General features: G+C 45.9%; 21 protein-coding genes, 1 other RNA gene, 1 pseudogene and 1 riboswitch. Of the genes and pseudogenes, 15 read left to right on the top strand and 8 right to left on the bottom strand.

All coding sequences use genetic code 11. The annotated features are described in order from the left end of the window. The first annotated feature begins 146 nt into the window (after positions 1-146). The 7 genes from ICV36_RS06510 to ICV36_RS06480 all read left to right on the top strand — a co-directional run bounded on the left by ICV36_RS06510 (position 147) and on the right by ICV36_RS06480 (position 8,105). The gene (locus ICV36_RS06510) at positions 147-1,751 is read left to right on the top strand and encodes a leucyl aminopeptidase (protein WP_371743218.1); all 1,605 of its coding nucleotides are present in this window, start codon (positions 147-149) and stop codon (positions 1,749-1,751) included. Between the two features lie 30 nt (positions 1,752-1,781). Continuing rightward, a complete protein-coding gene (locus ICV36_RS06505) occupies positions 1,782-2,246 on the top strand; it encodes a DNA polymerase III subunit chi (RefSeq protein WP_215399897.1) in 465 nt (154 codons plus the stop codon). Positions 2,247-2,251: 5 nt separating this feature from the next. Further along, positions 2,252-3,040 (top strand): prolipoprotein diacylglyceryl transferase, encoded by a 789-nt coding sequence (gene lgt, locus ICV36_RS06500; protein WP_215399896.1) that lies wholly within the window; start codon positions 2,252-2,254, stop codon positions 3,038-3,040. Positions 3,041-3,047: 7 nt separating this feature from the next. Continuing rightward, entirely contained in the window at positions 3,048-3,956 is a 909-nt protein-coding gene (locus ICV36_RS06495; RefSeq protein ID WP_215399894.1) for a LysR family transcriptional regulator, read from the top strand. A 137-nt stretch (positions 3,957-4,093) separates the two neighbouring features. Further along, positions 4,094-5,398 (top strand): malonyl-CoA decarboxylase domain-containing protein, encoded by a 1,305-nt coding sequence (locus ICV36_RS06490; RefSeq protein ID WP_215399893.1) that lies wholly within the window; start codon positions 4,094-4,096, stop codon positions 5,396-5,398. A gap of 162 nt (positions 5,399-5,560) precedes the next feature. After that, positions 5,561-6,544, top strand: coding sequence for a tripartite tricarboxylate transporter substrate binding protein (locus tag ICV36_RS06485; RefSeq protein WP_215399891.1), 984 nt, complete (start codon positions 5,561-5,563; stop codon positions 6,542-6,544). 37 nt (positions 6,545-6,581) lie between these two features. Then, the gene (locus tag ICV36_RS06480; protein ID WP_215399889.1) at positions 6,582-8,105 is read left to right on the top strand and encodes a malonyl-CoA synthase; all 1,524 of its coding nucleotides are present in this window, start codon (positions 6,582-6,584) and stop codon (positions 8,103-8,105) included. Here the strand turns inward: ICV36_RS06480 and ICV36_RS06475 are convergent, their stop codons facing one another. The 5 genes and pseudogenes from ICV36_RS06475 to ICV36_RS06455 all read right to left on the bottom strand — a co-directional run bounded on the left by ICV36_RS06475 (position 8,106) and on the right by ICV36_RS06455 (position 11,987). Beyond that, positions 8,106-8,924, bottom strand: a complete 819-nt coding sequence (locus ICV36_RS06475) for a sulfite exporter TauE/SafE family protein (protein ID WP_215399888.1) — start codon at positions 8,922-8,924, stop codon at positions 8,106-8,108. Further along, a non-coding RNA gene (gene ssrS / locus ICV36_RS06470) (6S RNA) lies at positions 8,925-9,143 on the bottom strand. 99 nt (positions 9,144-9,242) lie between these two features. Beyond that, positions 9,243-9,458: pseudogene (locus ICV36_RS10310) on the bottom strand (cell division protein ZapA); the annotation flags it as partial. Next, the gene (locus ICV36_RS06460; protein WP_215399887.1) at positions 9,439-9,726 is read right to left on the bottom strand and encodes a hypothetical protein; all 288 of its coding nucleotides are present in this window, start codon (positions 9,724-9,726) and stop codon (positions 9,439-9,441) included. The pseudogene ICV36_RS10310 and the gene ICV36_RS06460, both read right to left, overlap by 20 nt. Before the next feature lie 116 nt (positions 9,727-9,842). After that, entirely contained in the window at positions 9,843-11,987 is a 2,145-nt protein-coding gene (locus tag ICV36_RS06455) for a TonB-dependent receptor (protein ID WP_215399885.1), read from the bottom strand. Between the two features lie 131 nt (positions 11,988-12,118). Continuing rightward, positions 12,119-12,334: riboswitch (cobalamin riboswitch) on the bottom strand. An 82-nt stretch (positions 12,335-12,416) separates the two neighbouring features. On the opposite strand from ICV36_RS06455, the gene ICV36_RS06450 reads away from it, so the two are divergent. The 8 genes from ICV36_RS06450 to ICV36_RS06415 all read left to right on the top strand — a co-directional run bounded on the left by ICV36_RS06450 (position 12,417) and on the right by ICV36_RS06415 (position 20,166). Beyond that, on the top strand, positions 12,417-13,034 hold the full coding sequence (locus ICV36_RS06450; RefSeq protein ID WP_215399884.1) for a Crp/Fnr family transcriptional regulator: 618 nt from the start codon (positions 12,417-12,419) through the stop codon (positions 13,032-13,034). 208 nt (positions 13,035-13,242) lie between these two features. Then, entirely contained in the window at positions 13,243-14,952 is a 1,710-nt protein-coding gene (oxc, locus tag ICV36_RS06445) for an oxalyl-CoA decarboxylase (protein ID WP_215399882.1), read from the top strand. Between the two features lie 71 nt (positions 14,953-15,023). Then, a complete protein-coding gene (frc, locus tag ICV36_RS06440) occupies positions 15,024-16,274 on the top strand; it encodes a formyl-CoA transferase (RefSeq protein WP_215399881.1) in 1,251 nt (416 codons plus the stop codon). A gap of 101 nt (positions 16,275-16,375) precedes the next feature. Further along, the gene (locus tag ICV36_RS06435; RefSeq protein ID WP_215399879.1) at positions 16,376-16,804 is read left to right on the top strand and encodes a PAS domain S-box protein; all 429 of its coding nucleotides are present in this window, start codon (positions 16,376-16,378) and stop codon (positions 16,802-16,804) included. Between the two features lie 140 nt (positions 16,805-16,944). Then, on the top strand, positions 16,945-18,192 hold the full coding sequence (frc, locus tag ICV36_RS06430; protein WP_215399878.1) for a formyl-CoA transferase: 1,248 nt from the start codon (positions 16,945-16,947) through the stop codon (positions 18,190-18,192). Position 18,193: 1 nt separating this feature from the next. Then, positions 18,194-19,126 carry a methionyl-tRNA formyltransferase gene (locus ICV36_RS06425; protein ID WP_215399876.1) on the top strand — a complete coding sequence of 311 codons (933 nt, stop codon included), beginning with the start codon at positions 18,194-18,196 and terminating at the stop codon, positions 19,124-19,126. Positions 19,127-19,130: 4 nt separating this feature from the next. Beyond that, positions 19,131-19,631, top strand: coding sequence for a YeeE/YedE thiosulfate transporter family protein (locus ICV36_RS06420; protein WP_215399875.1), 501 nt, complete (start codon positions 19,131-19,133; stop codon positions 19,629-19,631). A gap of 1 nt (position 19,632) precedes the next feature. Next, complete coding sequence (locus ICV36_RS06415) at positions 19,633-20,166, top strand: YeeE/YedE thiosulfate transporter family protein (protein WP_215399873.1); 534 nt, start codon at positions 19,633-19,635, stop codon at positions 20,164-20,166. Here ICV36_RS06415 and panC read toward each other — a convergent pair. Genes panC through ICV36_RS06400 form a run of 3 tightly spaced genes read right to left on the bottom strand, consistent with a single transcriptional unit; the run spans position 20,163 to position 22,079 of the window. After that, positions 20,163-21,014 carry a pantoate--beta-alanine ligase gene (gene panC / locus ICV36_RS06410; RefSeq protein ID WP_215399871.1) on the bottom strand — a complete coding sequence of 284 codons (852 nt, stop codon included), beginning with the start codon at positions 21,012-21,014 and terminating at the stop codon, positions 20,163-20,165. The two genes, ICV36_RS06415 and panC, sit on opposite strands and share 4 nt — an antisense overlap. After that, positions 21,011-21,850, bottom strand: a complete 840-nt coding sequence (locus ICV36_RS06405; protein WP_371743217.1) for a ScpA family protein — start codon at positions 21,848-21,850, stop codon at positions 21,011-21,013. The genes panC and ICV36_RS06405 overlap by 4 nt, the downstream gene beginning before the upstream one ends. A gap of 40 nt (positions 21,851-21,890) precedes the next feature. After that, positions 21,891-22,079 (bottom strand): DUF3460 family protein, encoded by a 189-nt coding sequence (locus ICV36_RS06400; protein ID WP_215399868.1) that lies wholly within the window; start codon positions 22,077-22,079, stop codon positions 21,891-21,893. Between the last annotated feature and the right edge of the window lie 5 nt (positions 22,080-22,084).

Genomic DNA, 22,084 nt, shown 5'->3' with positions numbered 1-22,084 from the left:
GTTGGTGGCAGTAAATGGGGCTATAAATGGCTTATATTGCTAGTGATAAGGGGGTTAATCCTATGTCGGAGGATAATGGATAAACGACCCAAATTCGTATTTACCTTTCTTTTGAATCGACCAAAATACTGTAATAGATTATGACAATTCAATTTAGTACCAAGATTTTCCCTCAAGCCGACCTTCAGAGTCCAAAACTTCAGAAATCTAGCCTTAAAACCTTGCTTGGCAATGCTACTGACTGTTTGGTTTTGGCATTCTCAAAGGCGGATTTTGATAGTTTTGCCGGTGCCAAAGGCGTCAAAGCAAAAGTCGGATTTTTGCCAGAGCTGGACCTATTGCTCGGTGGCTCTGTTACTCACGCCAATAGCGTGGGGGACTTGGATGCCAAGCAGGCTGCGATATGTATGTTGCGATCTGAAAAATCTTGGGTCGCTAATGGCGTTAAAGCAAAAAGAGTATTGCTAGTTAGCTTGGGTGATGTTCATCTTGCTAGCGAACGTAGTTTGATGACCTACTCCAAAGTAGCACGTGCTGCATTAAAAGCTCTCAGTGGTGGATCGATTGAAAGTGCGCTTTGGTTTACCCCGAGCTTTGCGCCGACTCACACGTCGGACTCTATTGCAGAAGAAGTGCGCTTAACAGTTCAATATGCAGGCGATCAAGCCTATCGTTTTGGTGTGCGTCAACCCGCCATGAAATTTAAAGCCAAAGATAAGGATGACACATTTAAAAGTTTGGTATTCGCTGGAAACGATGCCTGTGCCAAAGAGTTGAAGGCGGCTGTAGAGCAGGGTACTTCTATGGTCGAGGGCATGAACTTAGCAAAAGACTTGGGCAATCTTCCCCCAAACGTCTGCACACCAACCTATTTAGGTAAGACTGCCCAAGGCTTAAGCAAAAAGACGAGCCTTAAAGTTGAGGTGCTCGGACTCAAGCAGATAGAGGCTTTGGGGATGGGCTCATTTTTATCAGTTGCTAAAGGAGCTGTTACACCACCGCAATTTATCGTGATGAAGCATCAGGGTGGCAAAGTGGGAGAGGCGCCGATTGTCTTGGTGGGTAAAGGCATCACTTTCGATACTGGCGGCATCTCATTAAAGCCGGGCGAAGCCATGGATGAAATGAAGTACGACATGTGTGGCGCTGCTTCTGTTATCGGCACCATGTACTCCGTTGCTCTGATGAAGTTAAAAAAGAACGTCATTGGCGTTATCCCAACTTGTGAAAATATGCCATCGGGTCAAGCTACTCGTCCAGGGGATATTGTGAAGAGTATGTCCGGTCAGACGATTGAGATTCTGAATACTGATGCAGAAGGCCGTTTAATTCTTTGCGATGCTCTAACCTATGTGGAGCGCTTCAAACCTGCAACAGTCATTGATATTGCTACCTTGACGGGCGCCTGTGTAATTGCCTTAGGTCATGTGCATAGCGGCTTGTTTTCTGAAGATGAGAGTTTGGTCAGTGAGCTCACTAAAGCCGGTCACGCTTCATTGGATACGGTTTGGCGCTTGCCATTAGATGCCGCTTATCACGAGCAGCTTAAATCCAATTTTGCAGACGTTGCTAATATTGGCGGTCGTCCAGCTGGCAGCGTCACAGCCGCTTGCTTCTTGTCGCGCTTTACTGAGAAATACAAATGGGCTCATTTAGATATCGCGGGAACAGCTTGGAAGAGTGGTGCTGCCAAAGGCTCTACTGGTCGCCCAGTTCCCTTATTAGTGAACTTCTTGCTTGAGCGTAAGTGAGTAGCTCGTAAATCTCTGGATAAATGTTGAATGGCGCGAATCGATTTTCATAGCAATGTGAGTGATAAGCTGGAATATGCTTGCCGCCTCGCTCGCAAGATTTGGAGTGCTACACCTGAAAGTGAGCCGGTGCGCAATATTGTGATGGTTGGGGAGAGGGCTGATCTGCAAAAGTTAAATGAACTACTTTGGTCGTTCAGTAATACAGACTTCTTGCCACACTGCTTTATTGAAGATGAGGCTGCAGCAGAGACGCCTATTGTATTAACAGATGATTTTGCTTCAGCTGCATTAAATACCATTCCACATGCAGATGTGATGATTCATTTGGGGATGCGGATGCCTGCTGATGTCCCGGCATTAGTCGCTCGCTTCCCTCGTATTGTTGAGGTTGTTACCGTCAATGAGGCGGAACGTTTAGCGGGTCGTGAGCGCTATAAAGCCTATCGAGAGTTAGGTCATGAGTTACATAACTTTGACCAATCCAAAAGTTAATCTTCATGTTGATTCATCCTCAGTTTGATCCCGCCGCAATTCGTATAGGATCTTTTGCAATTCATTGGTATGGCTTGATGTATCTCATGGCCTTTGTGCAGTTCTTGCTACTAGGTCGTATGCGCATTCGGTCTGCACGGTATGTAGCCCTGGGATGGACTTATAAAGATCTGGAAGACCTTCTTTTTGCTGGCGTACTTGGAGTGGTGCTTGGCGGACGCTTGGGCTACATCCTTTTTTATATGCCAGGCTTTTATTTGTCTCATCCTTTGAGTATCTTCAAAATTTGGGAAGGCGGGATGTCTTTTCATGGCGGCTTACTTGGTGTTCTTATTGCACTCTACTGGTTTGCTAAAAAGCGTCAGACGACGTTCTTTGTAGTAAGTGATTTAGTTGCACCCCTGGTTCCTTTTGGTTTGGCTTTCGGTCGCCTGGGAAATTTTATTAATGGCGAGTTGTGGGGTAGGCCGACCGATTTACCGTGGGCAATGATTTTCCCTTTGGTGGATTCTGTACCGCGTCACCCTTCGCAGATTTATCAGTTGCTTGGTGAAGGTGTATTGTTGGGAATAGTTTTGTGGATTTATGCAGCTAGACCTAGGCGTGTAGGACAAGTTTCGGGATTCTTCCTGTTGGGGTATGGCATTTGCCGATTCCTAGCTGAATTTGCGCGTGAGCCAGATGCTTTTTTGGGTCTGCTTGGTTTAGGTCTGTCTATGGGGCAATGGTTGTGCGTGCCAATGATCTTGTTTGGGGTATATCTCATGACCGCATTTCAATCCAAGAGTAAGTAATAAACTTATGCTGAATGAAGAGCTCACGCTACGTAAGTTAGAAATTCTCTGTTCATTTGTGCGAACGGGAAGTCTTTCTAAAACGGCGGAAGAATTGCACTTGAGTTCAGTCAGCATCCACAAAGCCTTGCACTCGCTTGAGTCGGGGGTTGGTTGCCCCCTTTTTATTAAAGAGGGGCGACTATTAAAGCCTTTACCAGCCGCTAGTTACTTGGCGGAAGCTAGTGCTGATTTGCTAGCAGATGTTGATCGCATTCTTAAAAAAACCAGATCAAAAGCCGGAGTTGAGAGTGGGCAAATCCGTTTGGGTTCTATGTACTCTTTAACTGCCAACCTGATTCCGCGGATGATTATGGGCACTAAAGTTCGTAGACCTGATTTGGATATCGATTTATATCTGGGCTCCAATGAAGATTTAATGAAAAAGCTGACAGAAGGAAGTGTTGACGCAGTTGTCATCGCAGTGCCAAACAAAGATCTTCCTGATGGGGTGCAAGTTGTCTCCCTTTTTGAAGATCACCTGTATTTAGCATCTTCGAAAACTAGCAAACCCACTGCTACCAGTGTTGATTTGTCTGACTATCAGGATGAAAAGTTTCTGACCCTGCAGGATGGCTTTGCAACTACCTCGGGTTTTTATGAGGCTTTTCAACTGGCTGGATTTAAGCCTAATGTGGTCATGAAAGTTGGCGACATCTTTTCTTTGATGAATATGGTTTCGGGTGAGCTTGGTAGATCCTTGCTACCGGGCAGGGTGAAGGCCTTAATGGGTAATGCGATCGAATTCACCCCTTTATTACCGAAGTATCAGGTAACCCAGCACATAGGCTTAATGTATCTTCAGGCTAATGAATCAAACCCCAATATTTTGGCTCTGGCTGCTGAAGCCCGCATGTTGCATCGCAATAACCCCTGATAAACCCTTAATTTTTATTGCATTCATTAACTAAAGGTTAATGAAATGAGATCTGAATTAATTGATTTGGCCTGTGCCCAGCTATACATTAGCTCTCAATCCCTCTCCATTTGAGAAGGATTCTTTGAGAAAAATACATGCTTGAAAAGCTAGCAAAAGCCCGTTACTTTTCCCGCGTTACAGGCGCGGTCAATCGCCTCATTTCTGAGCGGGGCGAATCGAACGCTGTAAGCATGGCCGATGATGTGATTAATAACTATCGCAAGCTATCTAAAGATCAGCATGCAAAATTCTTTACTTTTTTATTTGAAAAACTCAATCCTGATCCTTCAGCAGTAGTGGCGGCTGCACAAAATTTTTCGGCAGAAGCGAGTGCCCGTAACTACATTAAATTGCAGCGCGTTACTGAGCCACCAAGACAAGAATTATTTCGTAGGCTGAACCGTGCAACTAATGGAACTGCTGCGTTAGTTAGTATGCGTCGTGATCTGCTACAGATTCTTGAAAAGCAGCCTGAGTTAACGGCAGTTGATTTTGATTTGCGCCATCTTTTGTCGTCTTGGTTTAATCCAGGTTTCCTAAAGATGCATCAAGTTGATTGGAAGTCTCCCGCAGAAATTCTGGAGAAGCTTATTCAGCATGAGGCGGTGCATGCAATTGATGGCTGGGATGACCTGCGCCGCCGCCTACAGCCTGATCGTAGATGCTTTGCATTCTTTCATCCACAGCTTCCAAATGAGCCATTGATATTCGTCGAAGTTGCGTTGTTACCTGAAATCCCAGCAGTTATCACGCCGTTGGTAGATAAGAAAGCAGAGACGGTTCATCAAACATCGCAATATAAGGTGGCTGCTTTTTATTCAATCAGCAACTGTGAGCCTGGCTTGCGGGGTGTTTCGATGGGCAACTTTCTGATCAAGCGTGTGGCTGAGCAATTACATGCAGAGTTCCCGGGACTCAAGACTTTTGTAACCCTTTCCCCGATTCCAGGTTTCATCGATTGGATTGCTGCCGGAGCAGATATCGGTGGCGAAAAAGCTGGCACTCAACTCAAGCCTGCAGTACGTTCTGCACGTGAGCAGTCTTTAGAGGTTTTGGGATTAGCAAATCGCTCCTGGACCGAACGTTTAAGTTCAGGATGGCATCCCGACAATGCTACTGAAAAAGAAAAGGCGGCATTACTCTGTCTGGCAAGTATTTATTTGGGATTGGGCTCGGCCGGTCGTAACGGTAATCCAGTAGCCAAGTTTCATCTAGGTAACGGGGCCAAACTGCACCAAATTAACTGGGCTGGAGACTTGTCGCGCAAGGGATTAAGGCAGTCGGCTTCTTTGATGGTGAATTACTTATACGATCTTTCATCGGTTGAAGAAAATCATGAGCGCTTTACCCATGGAGAGATTGATTATTCCCGTGCAGTTGGTCGCTTGATGCAGGTTTAGTAATGAATTCAGGAGGAGATGCACCCTAAGGCAGAGTTCGAAGAAATTCACTTTGGGGTCTAATGTAAAACTGGGCGCTAAGATCCAGGCAGTAATTAGATGGAAAAGCAGTATTAATAATGAATTTACAGCCATGAACAGTGGCGAGTGGAGGAGACAAAGATGTTTAAGCAATTCAATCTATCAGCAAACATTAAGAGGGTAGTGCTTCTAATTTGTGCTTTGCCTTTAGTGGCAATGGCGCAAGAGTGGCCTACTAAGCCAATCACTTTTGTTGTGCCTTTTCCTGCTGGGGGTGGAACGGATGCGTTTGCTAGACCGCTAGCAACTCAACTCACCAAGCAACTAGGCAAGCAAATTATTATTGATAACCGTGGTGGCGCTGGTGGAACTCTGGGTGCATCAATTGCAGCCAAAGCAGCGCCAGATGGCTATAGCTTCTTTGTGGGTGCTGCTCACCATGCCATCGCTCCGGCCATGTACCCTAACTTAGATTACGACATTGAGAAAAGTTTCATCCCGGTCGCAATGATTGCTAGTCCTCCCCAAGTGATTGTCGTGAACCCAAAGAACGTGCAAGTGAAGGATCTGAAAGAGTTCATCGCATTGCTTAAGAAAAACCCAGGCAAGTTCAATTACGCTAGCGCTGGTAATGGCTCATCACATCATTTGGCTGGAGAGCAGTTCAAGATGCTGACAAAAACGTTTATCACCCACATTCCTTATCGTGGTGCTGGCCCAGCAATGCAAGACCTCATTGCAGGGCAAGTAGATATTGAGTTTGATGGCCTGGGTTCCTCAGCAGCGCAAATTAAAAATGGTTCGATTGTGGCCTTGGCAGTTGCTTCACAAAAGCGCGCACCTGGATTTCCGAATGTGCCAACTGCGGCAGAAGCGGGCTTAGTGGGTTATGAGGTTTCTACTTGGTATGGCCTGTTTGCCCCTAAGGGCACCCCACAACCAATCGTCGACAAGATGATTGTTGAGGTGCAAAAAGCCATTAATACTCCCGAGTTGAAAACGATTTGGACTAATAATGGTTCTGATACTCCAAACCTTACTGGCGATGCATTTGGAAAGTTTGTTAGTGCCGATATTAAGCGCTGGTCTGCAGTGGCCAAGGCTTCTGGCGCTAAATTAGACTAATAATTTTTAAAAATTACCCCTGGGATTTGAGGTTCGAATGAATTTATATTCACTATTGGAAAAAGGTTTTCCAAAAGATAAAAAAGCGTGCGCTATTGAAACGCATGATGGTCTTTACTACTCCTGGGGTGACCTAGAGGGAGCTACTGCAAAGCTAGCAAATTTACTTGCTAGCTTGAAGTTGCCTAAAGGCTCTAGGGTGGCAGTGCAGGTTGAAAAATCACCCGAAGCCCTTTTTCTTTATTTGGCTACTATTCGCGCGGGTTATGTGTATTTACCGCTCAATACGGCGTATCAATCTGCAGAGGTCCAGTACTTTCTAGAAAATGCCGAGCCAGCGGTAGTGGTTTGCAGCAGCAAGAACCTTCCTTGGGTATCAAAGGTGGCTGCTAAGGCTGGGACTAAGCATGTGTTTACTTTAGATGAAAATCGTACGGGCACTTTGTTGGAGCGTGCAGCTGGATTAAGCGATAAATTCAAAACTGCCATCGCCAAAGATGATGATCTTGCGGCTATTTTGTATACCTCTGGCACTACTGGTCGCAGCAAAGGCGCAATGCTGACCCATAAAAACTTGGGTAGCAATGCTCAGGTATTGCAAAAGTTCTGGGGATGGAAAAAAGGCGATGTTTTATTGCATGCTTTGCCAATCTTTCATGTCCACGGATTGTTTGTGGCAGCCCATGGTGCCTTGATTAATGGCAGCAAGATGATTTGGTTGCCCCGTTTGGATACGGCGCAACTGATTAAGCATATGCCGCAATCCACCGTCATGATGGGTGTACCAACATTCTATGTGCGTTTGTTGGCAGATAAAGGTTTCAACAAGAAAGTAGCGCGCAATATGCGTTTGTTTATTTCTGGTTCGGCACCTTTGCTTACTGAAACATTCAATAGCTTTAAAGAGCTTATTGGGCAACCCATTCTTGAGCGTTACGGCATGAGCGAGACTGTGATGTTGGTTTCTAATCCGTATAAAGGCAAGCGTGTTGGTGGTTCTGTTGGCGTGCCATTACCTGGAGTTCAGGTGCGTGTTGTGAACGAAGACAACAAGCCTTGCAAGGTTGATGAAATCGGCGGAATTCAGGTGAAGGGTCCGAACATATTTAAGGGCTACTGGCGCATGCCGGAAAAGACCGCTGAAGAATTTACCAAAGACGGTTGGTTTAAGACGGGGGATGTTGGTCGTTGGGGTGGCGATGCTAATGGCGGTAAAGCACCTAAGGAGTACTTATGCATCGTTGGCCGTAGTAAAGACTTGATCATTTCTGGTGGCTATAACGTTTATCCAAAAGAGATCGAAAGCTTTATTGATGACATGCCTGGTGTTGATGAGAGCGCAGTAATTGGTATTCCTCATCCAGATTTTGGTGAGGCCGTGATGGCAGTTGTGGTGCCTAAGGCCGGTGCTAAGTTAAATGCCGAGGCGATGATTGCTACTTTAAAAACACAAATTGCGAACTTTAAGATTCCTAAGCGTGTTGAGATTGTTGCTGATTTGCCGCGTAATGCGATGGGTAAGGTGCAAAAGAATATTTTGCGTCAGCAGTTCACGGCTTAATTAAAAACCGAATGCCTTGCGGCTTTCATTAAACATGAAGGCTGCAAGCATCAAGAGCATTACACCAAAAATGCGTTTTAGTTGTGCGACATCGAGTTTGCGTGCCATCTTCGCGCCAAGTGGGGCAGTGAAAATGCTCACCACTGCGATGCAAATTACTGCAGGTAAATAGACAAAACCTAGAGAGCCTGTTGGTAGGTTGGGATGCCCCCAGCTTCCATACATATAGCCAACTGTCGCAGCGGCAGCAATCGGAAAGCCCAATCCAGAAGAGCTGGCCATGGCGACATGTGGTTTGACATTGCACCAGAGCATGAAGGGTACAGTGATGAAGGCGCCGCCAGCGCCCACAAGACTTGCCAGTGCACCAGCAAATGAGCCAAACCCAAATAGACCCAAGGGACCTGGTAATTCTCTGCCAGGCTTTGGTTTTTTATTCAGCAGCATCTGAATAGATGTGTAGACAATGAAGATGGCAAAGAACAAGGAGAGCCAGGAAGTATTTAGAGCTTCAAAAATTTCGCTGCCACCAATCAAGCTGCCGATTACCAGGCCTGGGCTGAGTGATGCAACTAACTTCCAATCGATAGAGCCATGCTTGTGATGCGCCCAGATTGCAGAGGTGGTGGTGAATAAGATAGTTGCCATGCCAGTGGCAATTGCCATATGCACAATGACTTCTTGGCTAAATCCTTGATGATTAAAAACTAAGATCATGAATGGCACCAAAATCATGCCGCCACCAATTCCTAATAAACCAGCTAAAAATCCAGAGATGCTGCCACACAGCATCAGCATGGCGATATCACTCAATAACATGAATTCCCCGCCTTAGCCGCTAGGCCGTCATCCTGAACCCTAAGGTTCAAGGTGGAACGGCTACTCTGCTTCGGGTGCATTAAGAGGTTCAGGGAGTGACCAAGTCTAAGTTGGCACTGTGAACTGGCAAAACGCTCACGCCCACAAGGTAAAGATCGTTCCGGATGCTTGCGCATCGGTTCAAGGAACTATTGGCCTTGGCGAACCAGGCAGGGAAAGGGTTTGCATCAAGGCATCCACTTGATCCTCTAGGGCGCGAATCTCACTTTGTAAGCGAGCGACTTCATCGGAGCTCACATTAGAGGAGGAGCCTTGCTGAGATTGTTTTTTTTGTAGCGTAATAAGGTCGCCTGCAATTTTCAGGGCCGCCATCATACTGGCACGTTCAATGCTGCGGTTGCCACCACTGATAGCAAGTTGAATTTGTTCATCTACTAAGACACATGCTGCGCGGAGCAATGGCTCATGCTCAGCACTGGTTGCTAGTGTGATTTTTTGGCCAGCAAGACTGACTTCAATGCGTTGTTGGCTCATTATCATCCTCTGAAGTATTGGGTGGAATAACTTCGCCAAGTAGATTGAGTTGGCGACCATCGCTTTGATCTGGCAGGCGACTCAAAATACGTTGAACACGTTTATGGGCGTCATCAATCTTGCCCTCAAGTTGTGCTCGATTTTGATTTAAGTTTTTGACTGCCTCGCTAATGATGGCGAGTTTTTCGGCCACGCGCGCTATCGAGGCGCTAAGTGAGCCTAGGTCAGCTGGGCTATCGCTTTGGGGAAGTGGGTTTAATTCACTCATATTGGCATTGTAGCCTCAGGCAAAGCCAGCAGGGATTTGCTGGTTGGGATCGTATTATGACCTGCCAGATAGACCCACCTCTATTTAGAGCATAGGCAAATGGAGTATTAAATCCATCAGTTAAAGGTGTATTTGGCGCTGACAAAGACCGATCTGGGGTCGTTCGGGTAATAGAAGTAGTTGTTGGCGTTATTGCTATTAGGCCCTGTTACAAATCCGTAGCCTCCATAGGTAGAGTATGAGGAGTTGCCTACGTTTTTAATGGTTACACGCGCTTCCCAGTTGCTGAACTTGTAATTCGCATAAATGTCCGCCACGGTATATGAGGGCATGGTTGCTAAAGAGTTGTAGTACACGGGCGAGGCATCGTAGTGTTGACTACCAACATAATTGATAACCCCACCAATTGACCAATTACCCATAAATGAATAACTCGCTCTTGCATTGAGTAATACATTGGGAACTTGGGGAATGGCTTGATTTTGGTATGGCCCACTTGCATAAAAAGCATGTTGTACCGTTGCTCCGGCGCCAACTGATAGCTGAGGTGTTAATGCGGTTAGCCCATTAAATACAACGCCGTTACGATTAATGTTGTAAGGTGAATTTGAATTGATATAAGTGGCTGGGTTGTACATGATTTCGTTTTGAGAAACCGATGTAAAGATCGAGGCTGTTAGGTTGCTTTTCAATACCTGCCAATTGCCACCAAGCTCATAGGTTTGCGCAGTTTGCGGTCTCAGGATTCCGCCAAATGTCGAGCCTCCGCCATTCTTGGACCAACCCCAGAATTCATCAATATTGGGGAGGCGGTAAGACTGATTCCATTTGATATAAACCCTTTGGCCAGGAAGGTACTTAAAGTTCAGAGCGACATCACCTGCATTGGCTGTATAGGTTTGACTGTCATTCGCTGCTCCACTCCAGATATCTGTGCCGCTGGAAGTGGCGCTTTGCGTTTGATATCGATAGCCACCATTCAACTCAATTCCGTTGGTAATAGGAAGCTTTTGGATAAAGTAGACCGACTGGTTGTAAAGGCTTGCTGTTGCTCCTGCTTGCAATGGAAGTGCTGCAACACTGCCATTCACGCTACCAGGTCCATAAATGTTGGTTGCTGTTTGATTCATTACAGGGCTAAAGCTATTGCTTGATGATTGACTTGCTTTATTAAATTCATAACCCAAGATACTGGTTCCAAACGAACCAAAGTCTCCTTTAATCCGTGGAGAGAAGTTACCTTGCCAGCCCTGAAATTTTGTGAATGAAGGGCTTATGTATTGATAGTTGCCGATGGAAGGATCGCCAATCCCAGCTGCTTCAGTGGAGTAAAAGGGTTGATTGAAGAAGGTGGTTTTATTGCTATAGAAACCATCAATCTCTAAGTTGAATTTTTCGCCTAATGCTTTTGCCAGTCCTGCACGAACACCAGTATTGTTTGCCCCAGTGCCAGATCCAATATTGTTGAACTTAGCTGACTGAGGATTACCTTCTCCAACCTGGCCAACTACTCCCCCCGGATTTTGTTGATTAGAGTAACTATAAAAAACATCTGTATAAACATTGTCTGTGCCGCCCAATGCTTGCGTTACCTTTGCATCAAATGCGTAAGCATTCGCTGCGGAGTTTTGTCTCCAGCCATTTGAGTTGGAGGTATTTGCGCTTAACTGAACTGTAGTTTGGTTAAAGGTATTTCTAAAGATGGCGTTATTTACAAGTGTATTAAAGCTGCCGTAAGTTACAGAGGCTTGATTTAGGCTTTTTTTGCCGCCGTTGGTAATGATGTTGATAACACCCCCAACTGCGCCATTACCGTATTGAACGCTGGCGCCACCATGAAGAATTTCAATGCGGTTGATTGAATCGAGTGGAATGGATTCCCAGGAGACCGAGGAAGAATCTATTGGGTTTATCTTTTGACCATCAACCAATACGAGTGTTGCGCTATTGGAGGTGACGCCATAACCGCCCATATCAATTGTTGCGCCAAGGTTTAATTGCCCCCCAGCAGTATTTCTAACATTTAAGCCGCCAATCTGAGACAGGATGTCTGGAATATTGCTAGAGGTAGATTCTGCAATTTCTTCGCGAGTAATGATTTGCACATTAGCCGGAACCTCATTCAAATTTTCTTCAAAGCGTGAGCCCGAAACAATGACTGTTGATTGAGAGTTTTGCGCAAGCGCCTGATGGGCGCTACCAAGTGAAAATACAACGCTACAGAGTAGGGCAACTTTTTTCTTACTGAACTGCGGTTTCATTAAAAACTTTCTGTTATCGATTGCCTAGCTAACTTCCCCGTTAGCTGGGTCGAACAGAATTTCCCGTGCAGGAGTTCAGGCGTCAATTGGGCGCAGGTAGCGCTTTATTGGCGCGCGAAGATCCCCGTCCGCAAAATTCCACCTGTCTTGGCCGGTATCCGGGCTAGTAAATATCAAAATCTGGCCTTCCCATGCGATTGACGCGCACAGTGGCTTTGTCAGATTCCTGACGCTCTAAAAAGCAAAAAAGAGCGCATTTACCTACCGTTGCGGGGGCAGCACACGTTTAGTGTTTCCCGTTTAACTTTATTGCACCGCAATAAAGCACCACGACACCGCCATTCTAGCTGATTTGATGGGGTTTAGACCCTAAATCCCCGCTTAAAAAGGCAAAAAAGCCTACAATACGAGGTCTAGGAGCAAGCATTAATGACCGTATTAGATAAGCACCCCGAAAAAAACCTGATTCGCCTACAGTTAAGTCAAAACTCGGTCTTAAAAAGCTTAGATCCTGCGGCAATGGCTGATTTGGAGCGCCATTTAGAGATTTCTGACCTCAAAAAATCTGAAATATTGCTCCACCAAGGTGATCATCAAATGGAGCAGTACTTTGTTCTAGATGGAATCCTCAAGCGCATTGTTTCTAGTGCGGATGCAAAAGAGATGATTTTGCGTTTTGCCATCGAAAAAGATATTGAAACTAGCTATGCTGCTTGGCGCCTAAAGACCGCCGCTCCTTACAGTATTGCCTGTGTTACAAAGGCCCGCGTTGCTCGCATGCCTCTAAAAAAGTGGGCAGAGTTCTTAGAGCAGCACAAGCTTCTGAAGGAGAGCTTCGAGTTTGAAGTGATGCGCCTCATGAGTGAAATCATGGCTCATACCATTACCCTGCATATGTTGGATGCCCCGGGCAGGGTGGAGCGCTTTTTGCGTAAGTACGAGGATTTATTTGAGCTTCTCCCCAAAAAGGAGCTGGCTGCTTATCTGAACCTCTCTCCAGAGACCTTGAGTCGCCTCAAAACCAAGCATAAAGAGCTCTTTGTCTAGGCTATAACTGCCCGGTACCCAGTAATTACAGGATTTAGAGGGAAATTGACCGAAGTCAATGATGAACCCCTTCCCCAAGCCTAATATTCACTTCAGCCTAAGCGGGATACAAAACCCGTTGTGCGATTAATAACTACATTGGAGACGTTAGCGAAAGCTAAATTGCGTTAGCCTATAGGGCCAACTTGCAATTCTTATAAAAATTTCTATGACAACAGATAACCAAAACACCCAATTAACTGATGGATTCCATCTCGTCATTGACGCCTTAAAGGCAAATGATCTGAATACGATTTTCGGCTTAGTTGGTATTCCGATTACTGACTTATGTCGTTTGGCCCAAGCGGAAGGTATGCGCTTTATTGGTTTCCGTCACGAGCAACATGCGGGTAACGCTGCTGCGATTGCGGGTTACATGACGCAAAAGCCTGGCATTTGTATGACTGTTTCTGCTCCTGGATTCTTAAATGGTTTGACGGCGCTTGCTAATGCAACCGTGAACTGCTTCCCAATGATTTTGATCTCTGGTTCAAGCGAACGCGAAATCGTGGACTTGCAGCAGGGTGACTATGAAGAGATGGATCAGCTGAACGCAGCTAAGCCTTATTGCAAAGCGGCTTATCGTATCAATCACATCGAAGACATTGGTATCGGTTTCGCACGCGCAATTCGTGCTGCAGTTTCTGGTCGTCCAGGCGGTGTGTATTTGGACTTGCCAGCCCAGTTGCTCTCGCAAACCATGCCGGTTGAAGAAGCTAAGAAGTCTATCTTCAAAGTGATCGACCCCGTTCCTCGTCAAATCCCAGCAGCTGATGCCGTTGCTCGCGCATTAGATGTACTAAAAGGTGCTAAGCGTCCATTAATTCTCCTGGGTAAGGGTGCTGCTTACGCTCAAGCGGATAAAGAAATTCGTGACTTGATCGAAAAATCAGGGATCCCTTATTTGCCAATGTCGATGGCCAAAGGTTTGTTGCCAGATAACCATCCACAGTCTGCATCTGCAGCGCGTTCATTTGTGTTGGCTGAGGCTGATGCAGTGTTGTTGGTTGGTGCGCGATTGAACTGGTTATTGGCACACGGTAAGGGTAAGACTTGGGGCAAAGAGCCTAAGAAATTTATCCAAATCGATATTCAAGCAAACGAAGTGGATAGCAACGTACAAATCGCTGCGCCATTGATTGGTGACATCGGTTCATGCGTTGGCGAACTCTTAAAAGGTATTTCTGTTGTTCCAAATCCAAGCGCTGAGTGGATTGCAGCAATCACTGAGAAGAAAGACAAGAACACAGCCAAGATGGCAGAGACATTGGCTAAAGAAGCAAACCCAATGAACTTCCATGGCGCGTTGCGTGTAATTCGTGATGTGATCAAGAAGAACCCAGATGTGAACTTGGTAAACGAAGGTGCAAACACACTCGACTATTGCCGTGCAATCGTTGATATGTATAAGCCGCGTAAGCGTTTTGACTCTGGTACGTGGGGCATCATGGGTATCGGTATGGGCTATGCAATTGGTGCTGCCGTTACGAGTGGTCTACCAACTGTTGCTGTAGAGGGTGATAGCGCATTTGGCTTTAGCGGTATGGAGCTCGAAACAGTTTGTCGTTACAAGCTTCCTATTACTACCGTTGTATTTAATAACAATGGCGTGTATCGCGGCACCGATGTAAACCCAACTGGTGGTGCTGATGTAGCGCCTACAGTGTTCGTTAAGGATGCTCGTTACGACAAGATGATTGAGGCGTTTGGTGGTGTGGGTTATTACGTCACTACTCCAGCAGAATTAGAAGCAGCCTTAACAGAAGCGATTGCTGCCGGTAAGCCTGCCCTCATCAATGCCGTTATTGATGAAACTGCAGGTACTGAAAGTGGACGTTTAACAAATTTAAATCCATCCACAGCGGCTGGCAAAAAATAAGCGGTAACAAAAAGTTAACATTTTTAGACTAAATTAAGCAGCAAATAAGAAACATTTAAGGAGAAACAAACATGACTAAACCATTAGACGGAATTCGCATTATTGACTTCACACACGTACAAGCAGGTCCTGCATGTACTCAACTGTTGGCTTGGTATGGTGCTGATGTTATTAAAGTTGAGCGTCCAGGTGCTGGTGACGTGACACGTAGCCAATTACGTGACATTCCAGGTGCCGATGCTTTGTATTTCACAATGTTGAACGGCAACAAGCGTTCTTTGACTCTCGATACGAAGACTCAAGAAGGTAAGGAAGTTTTGGAGAAGATGATCAAAACTTCTGACGTCATGGTTGAAAACTTTGGCCCAGGTGCTTTGGATCGTATGGGCTTCTCATGGAAGCGCATCCAGGAATTGAATCCAAAAATGATTATGGCTTCTGTAAAAGGCTTTAGCGATGGTCACTCATATGAAGACTTAAAAGTGTATGAAAACGTTGCTCAATGTGCTGGTGGCGCTGCTTCTACAACTGGTTTCTGGGATGGTCCTCCTACAGTTTCTGCTGCTGCTTTAGGCGACTCTAATACTGGTATGCACTTGGCAATCGGTATTTTGACAGCATTGATGCAACGTGAAAAAACTGGCCGTGGTCAAAAAGTATCTTGCTCAATGCAAGACGCTGTATTGAATTTGTGCCGCGTGAAGTTGCGTGACCAGCAGCGTTTAGACAAAGTTGGTTACTTGGAAGAGTATCCACAGTACCCACACGGTTCATTCTCTGATGTCGTTCCACGTGGTGGTAATGCCGGTGGTGGTGGTCAGCCAGGCTGGGTGTTGAAGTGTAAGGGCTGGGAAACAGATCCAAATGCATACATTTACTTCACTATTCAAGGTCACGCTTGGGAGCCAATTACCAAAGCTTTGGGCAAGCCAGAGTGGGCAACTGATCCAGCCTACATGACTGCTGAAGCTCGCCAAGACAAGATTTTTGACATCTTCGCAACCATCGAAGATTGGCTCAAAGACAAGACTAAGTACGAAGCTGTGGATATTCTCCGTAAGTTCGATATTCCATGCGCTCCAGTTCTCTCAATGAAGGAATTAGCTGCTTCTCCAGACCTGCGTAAGAGTGGTTCTATCGTTGAAGTTGACCACAAAGTGCGTGGTAAGTATTTGACAATCGGTAGCCCAATCAAGTTCTCTGATTTGGAGATCGAAGTCAAGCCATCACCAGTTTTAGGTGAGCACACTGATGAAGTGTTGGCTGATCTTGGCTACAACGCTGACGATATTGCTAAGTTGCACGCAGCAAAAGCGGTTTAATAAAAATAAGAACCTGTTTAACTACGGTTTCTTGTAGTTATTTTTGAGGCGCTCCTAGTGGGCGCCTTTTTTATTTATAAAAAACTCGATAGACTAATCATATGAATGCAAACATTGATTTACACCAATTAGTAGAGTGCGTGGGCGATGCAATTGTTGTGGCCGACGCCAATGAAAAGATCGTGCTCTGGAATCCTGCGGCCACGCGCATTTTTGGATACTCAGAAGACGAGGCTTTGGGTCAAACGTTAAATCTCATTGTGCCTGAGCGCCAACGCCAAAAACATAATGAAGGTTATCGCCATTCTATGGAAACGGGTACGACACGTTACGGCACATCTTTATTGAAAGTGCCAGCAAAACATCAAAATGGTGAAACACTTTCGATCGCTTTTACCGTTGGAATGCTGTTTGACCAATCTGGGAAGGCAAATGGGGTGGTTGCGATCATTCGGGATGAAACGGCTCGCTTTGCAGAAGAACGGGCTCTCAAAAAGCGTCTCTCTGACCTTGAAGGCTCTCAGGCTTAATCGCAGATAGCCTGATGGTGGCGTCAATATAGGCCTGGATGAGATCTGTGCCCAAAAAACGGGCATGCCTCAATTTCCCCTATTTCCCACTGGTAAAATTGCCTTAATTCAAAATTTTCATTCTTATTAGGACTTAAATCATGGCAAAAGCACTAGAAGGGGTCAAAATCCTCGACTTTACGCACGTTCAATCAGGCCCAACCTGTACTCAGTTACTAGCTTGGTTTGGTGCAGACGTTATCAAAGTAGAAAAATCTGGCGAAGGTGATGCAACACGCGGTCAGTTGCGTGATATTCCCGATGCAGATAGCTTGTACTTCACGATGTTGAACCACAACAAGCGTTCCATTACTGTAAATACCAAAACCCAAAAGGGTAAAGAGATTCTTGAGCGGCTCATTAAAGAATGTGACGTTTTAGTGGAGAACTTCGCTCCAGGTGCACTTGATCGCATGGGATTTTCTTGGGAGCGCATTCAAGAACTCAATCCAATGATGATCATGGCCTCTGTAAAAGGTTTTGGTCCTGGCCCATACGAAGATTGCAAAGTGTATGAGAACGTAGCGCAATGCGCAGGTGGCTCTGCATCGACTACGGGTTTTGATGATGGTCCTCCAATGGTGACGGGCGCACAAATCGGTGATAGCGGAACTGGCTTGCATTTGGCGCTAGGTATCGTTACCGCTTTGTATCAACGTACTCATTCTGGCCGTGGCCAAAAAGTATTGGCCGCAATGCAAGACGCTGTATTGAACTTGTGCCGTGTCAAGTTGCGTGACCAACAGCGTTTAGAGCGTGTTGGCTTGATGCAAGAGTATCCGCAGTTCCCCAACGGTGAGTTCGGTGACTCTGTACCCCGCGCTGGCAATGCCTCTGGCGGCGGTCAGCCGGGCTGGATTGTGAAATGTAAAGGCTGGGAAACTGATCCAAACGCCTACATGTATGTGATCGTCCAGGCTCCAGTTTGGGAGGCGATTTGTAAGGTAATTGGTCGCGAAGACTGGATTACCGATGTGCGTTTTGCTTCACCAATGGCCCGCTTGCCACACCTCATGGAAATTTTTGGTGAGATCGAAAAGTGGACGATGACCATGACCAAATTTGAAGTAATGGATATTCTTAATCAATACGATATTCCATGCGGTCCGATTTTGTCGATGAAAGAAATTGCAGAAGAGCCTGCTTTGCGTGCGACTGGTACAGTAGTTGAAGTGGATCACCCAATTCGTGGCAAGTACCTCACTGTTGGTAACCCAATCAAGATGTCTGATAGTCCAACCGATGTGACGCGTTCACCATTGCTTGGTGAGCACACCGATGAGATTCTGCATGAGTTGGGTTACACCACTGATGATTTGATTTCTCTGCGTCACGATAAGGTGATCTAAGATGCGGGTTGCTTTGATTGGGAGTGCAGATTTTGGTAAAGCCGCATTAGAGGCTTTTTTGGATCGCGGTGATGAAGTGGTTGCCGTCTTCTGCCCACCTGATAATCCCAAATCTAGCAAACCCGAGGTTCTAAAAGAAGCGGCGCTAGCAAGGGGCTTAAGTCCCTTGCAATTTGCCTCCTTAAAGGACCCAGAGGCTGCTCAAGCCATGATTGATGCGAATGCAGACATCTGTGTAATGGCTTATGTCATACAGTTTGTGCCGCAAGAGCTGGTCAAGATTCCGAAGCACGGCACTATTCAATATCACCCATCGTTACTGCCCAAATATCGTGGTCCTAGCGCCATTAACTGGGCGATTGCATTGGGAGAAGAGAAAACAGGATTAACCATCTTCCGCCCATCTGATGGGTTGGATGAAGGGGAAGTGATTTTGCAGAAAGAAGTCGCTATTGGACCTAACGACACATTGGGAAAAATTTACTTTGATCATCTTTTTCCAATTGGCGTAAAAGCGTTACTAGAGGCTGCTGATCTTGTGGTCTCAGGAAAGCATCAAGAATTAGTTCAGGATGAATCGCAAGCGAATTACGAAGGTTGGTTTGATGCGAATGCTGCGCAGATTCATTGGGCAACCCACATCAGTCAGATTTATAACGTGATTCGTGCATGCAATCCTGCTCCAGGTGCTTGGACGAAGTTCGGTGAACAAAAGATTCAGATCTACGATTGCCACAAGCACGTAGCAGCTACATTTGGCGCCGTCAAAGGTAAGCCTGGTGAAGTGACCCAAATTACTTTGGACTCTTTTTTCGTTACTTGTCACGGTGGACAGATTGAGGTCCTGAAAGCGAAAGGCGCTGCAGGCAAAGTCACTGGTGCTGAATTGGCTAAAGAACTGAAGCTAGAAGTCGGGCAGTTCTTGACCCTTTAGGTTTATGAAGTTCATTGGTTCTACGAAGCGCGCCCTATGGATTGGTGGCGCCATTGGATTGCTGAATGTGGCAATTACCAATATCTTTGTTTCGAATAGACCGATTGGCGCATCCACTTCTTACCCCTATATTGCAGGACTTTTATTTGACCTGCAGAATTCAATCTACTTTAAATCGATCGATAAAGCTGGCTCCTGGGAGATGTGGTTTCTACTTGGGGGATTTATCGGCTCTTTGTGTATTGCGATCTGGACTAAGAAATTTAAGATGCATTGCGTCCCAGCACTTTGGGGAAGGTACCAAGGTAAATCGAGTATAAAAAGATTGGCTTATTCCTTTTTGGGTGGATTTATTTTAATTTTGGGAGCCCGTATTGCGGACGGTTGTGCTAGCGGGCATATTTTGTCTGGAAATATGGAAATGGCTGTCAGCAGCTTAGTGTTTGCTATTTGTGTAGCGCTATCGTATTTTGCTTTCACAAAATTCTTCTACAAAAAGAGCTGATATGTTGCTAGCTTTTATTGCAGGACTCGTCTTTTCTTTCTTGGCCTATAAATCCCATTTGTTTTGCTCTGATCAGATTCTCTCTGTAGGGGTCTTGAAAAATTTTGAAGCAGTTCAAATCTTGCTTTTTGCCCTATCAATATCTAGCGTGGCCTTTTTTATAGAGTACAGCCTTGGTGATGCCGTTGTGAGTGTTAAGCCCTTCTATGTGGTGGGGGTTGTGGTCGGAGGGCTGCTTTTCGGAATTGGTGTGGGAATGCTGGGTTATTGTCCCGGCACCCTTGAGATGGCAATTGGTTATGGCAGTATTGATGCGCTGTTTGGTTTTATTGGCGGATTGGCTGCGGGTTATGTCTACACCTTGGTATATCCATTGGTGCTACCATTTTTAGGGCCAAATTATGGCGCTATTAATTTTTATAGCGGCAATGTCGTTTTCGATACTGCTTTGGTATTGGCTTTTTCAGTGGGCTTATTTATTTCAGCTGTTGCTCTGCAGAGCCCCAATAATCAGGTGTTACCGATAGAGAATTAAATCTCTAAGTTATCAATCAAGCGAGTTTTGCCAAGCTTGGCTGCTGTCAGAATAACGAGGGGCTCACCGGCTTCCAAGCGTTCGTTAGAGGCAGGTGCTAAATCACTTTGCTGGCGAATGGCGATATAGTCAGGTTGCCAACCGCGTTTTGCTAAAGAGGCAACTGCTGCTCTCTCAATTTCCGAGATGGATTGGCTGGAACGATCTTTTAGTGCAAGAACGTGTTCACGAACTTCTCTCAATGCCTTTTGTAGTTCTGGGGCTTCAGCGCGCTCCTCAACAGATAGGTAGCCATTGCGTGAAGAAAGGGCAAGACCATCTTCTGCACGAATCGTCTCACCAGGAACGATATCGACTGGTAAAGCAAACTGCTTAGCCATCTGACGAATAATCATCAGTTGCTGGTAATCTTTTTTGCCAAACACAGCAACCTTGGGCTGTACACAAGAAAAGAGTTTGAGAACAACCGTACAAACGCCTTTAAAAAAGCCTGGTCGAAACTCGCCCTCAAGGATGTCGCCTAATTGCTGTGGTGGATCGATTCGATATTCTTGTGGCTGTGGGTAGAGATCCCGCTCAGTAGGCGCAAATAGGATGTAGACACCTTCTTTTTCCAGTTTGTCGATATCCGCCTGCATGGTACGCGGGTAGCTATCAAAATCTTCATTAGGACCAAACTGCAAGCGGTTCACAAAAATGCTGGCCACAACAGGGTCGCCATGTTGCCTAGCCAAGCGCATTAATGAAAGGTGGCCTTCGTGCAGATTTCCCATGGTTGGTACAAACGATGCACGGTTTTGACCTCTTAAATGGTCGCGTAATTCTTGTATGTCGCTAATAATTTTCATGCAACAGGGGTATAGGCAAGGCGCACGTAAATAGGTGCATATGGCTCAGCTTGTGTGATCTCTACTAATGCTTCACGTGAGAGCTCAAGCATTGCAATGAAATTGACGATCACCACTGGAATACCTTTGCCAGACTTGATCGCATCTTCAAATAACTCACCGAACTCTACGAACTTGGTGCTTTGCAAACGCCGCAAGATGCGTGTCATAAAGTCGCGTACTGATAGCTCTTCACGGGTAATGGTGTGATGCTGAGTGAGTTTGGCGCGATGGAGTACATCACGCCACGCCATTTGCAAATCTTCTACATTGACGTCTGGCCAGGCAATAGCAATAGTGGTGTCAACATAGCCATGAGCCACTTGGAAGTCACGACCTTGTTGGGGAATCTGATCAAGTTCTTGCGCAGCAAGTTTCATGCGCTCGTACTCCAAGAGGCGGCGTACCAATTCAGCACGCGGATCCTCTACTTCTTCTTCGCTATCTGCCTTCTTCATTGGCAGAAGCATGCGAGATTTAATTTCAATCAACATGGCTGCCATGAGTAGATATTCGGCGGCTAACTCAAGATTGTGATGACGAATTTGATCGATATAGCTCAGGTACTGTTGAGTTACCTGCGCCATCGGAATATCGAGAACGTTGAAGTTCTGTTTGCGAATTAGATACAGCAATAAATCTAAGGGACCTTCAAACGCCTCTAAAAAAACTTCCAACGCATCAGGCGGAATATAAAGATCGGTAGGGAGCTTAAAGAGCGGCTCGCCATAGAGCTTGGCGAACGCTTCCGACATGCCATCGGTAACAGAGGGAGTGCTATCCAATAAATCAGACATGGGCTGAGCGCTTGGCTCATTGCCTGATGCACCTACAGAATTAGTCATTCGAATACACGTAAGCGCGTTGTTTGAGTTTTGCAGCTTTAGCGCGGCGTTGGTCTTCTACGCTCAATGGCTCTTTGTCCCAAAGTAGGGCGCGACCTGCTTGCTGTTCAGCTTCGAGGTATGGACGCTCGGCCTTGAGTTCATTTAAGAACTGGGTGAATTCGGATTGATATCTTGCCATGGCAT

This window comes from Polynucleobacter sp. MWH-UH35A (assembly GCF_018687075.1).
Classification (GTDB): Bacteria; Pseudomonadota; Gammaproteobacteria; order Burkholderiales; family Burkholderiaceae; genus Polynucleobacter.
The sequence above is the reverse complement of the archived record's forward strand: the minus strand, read 5'-3'. Positions and strand labels throughout refer to the sequence as shown.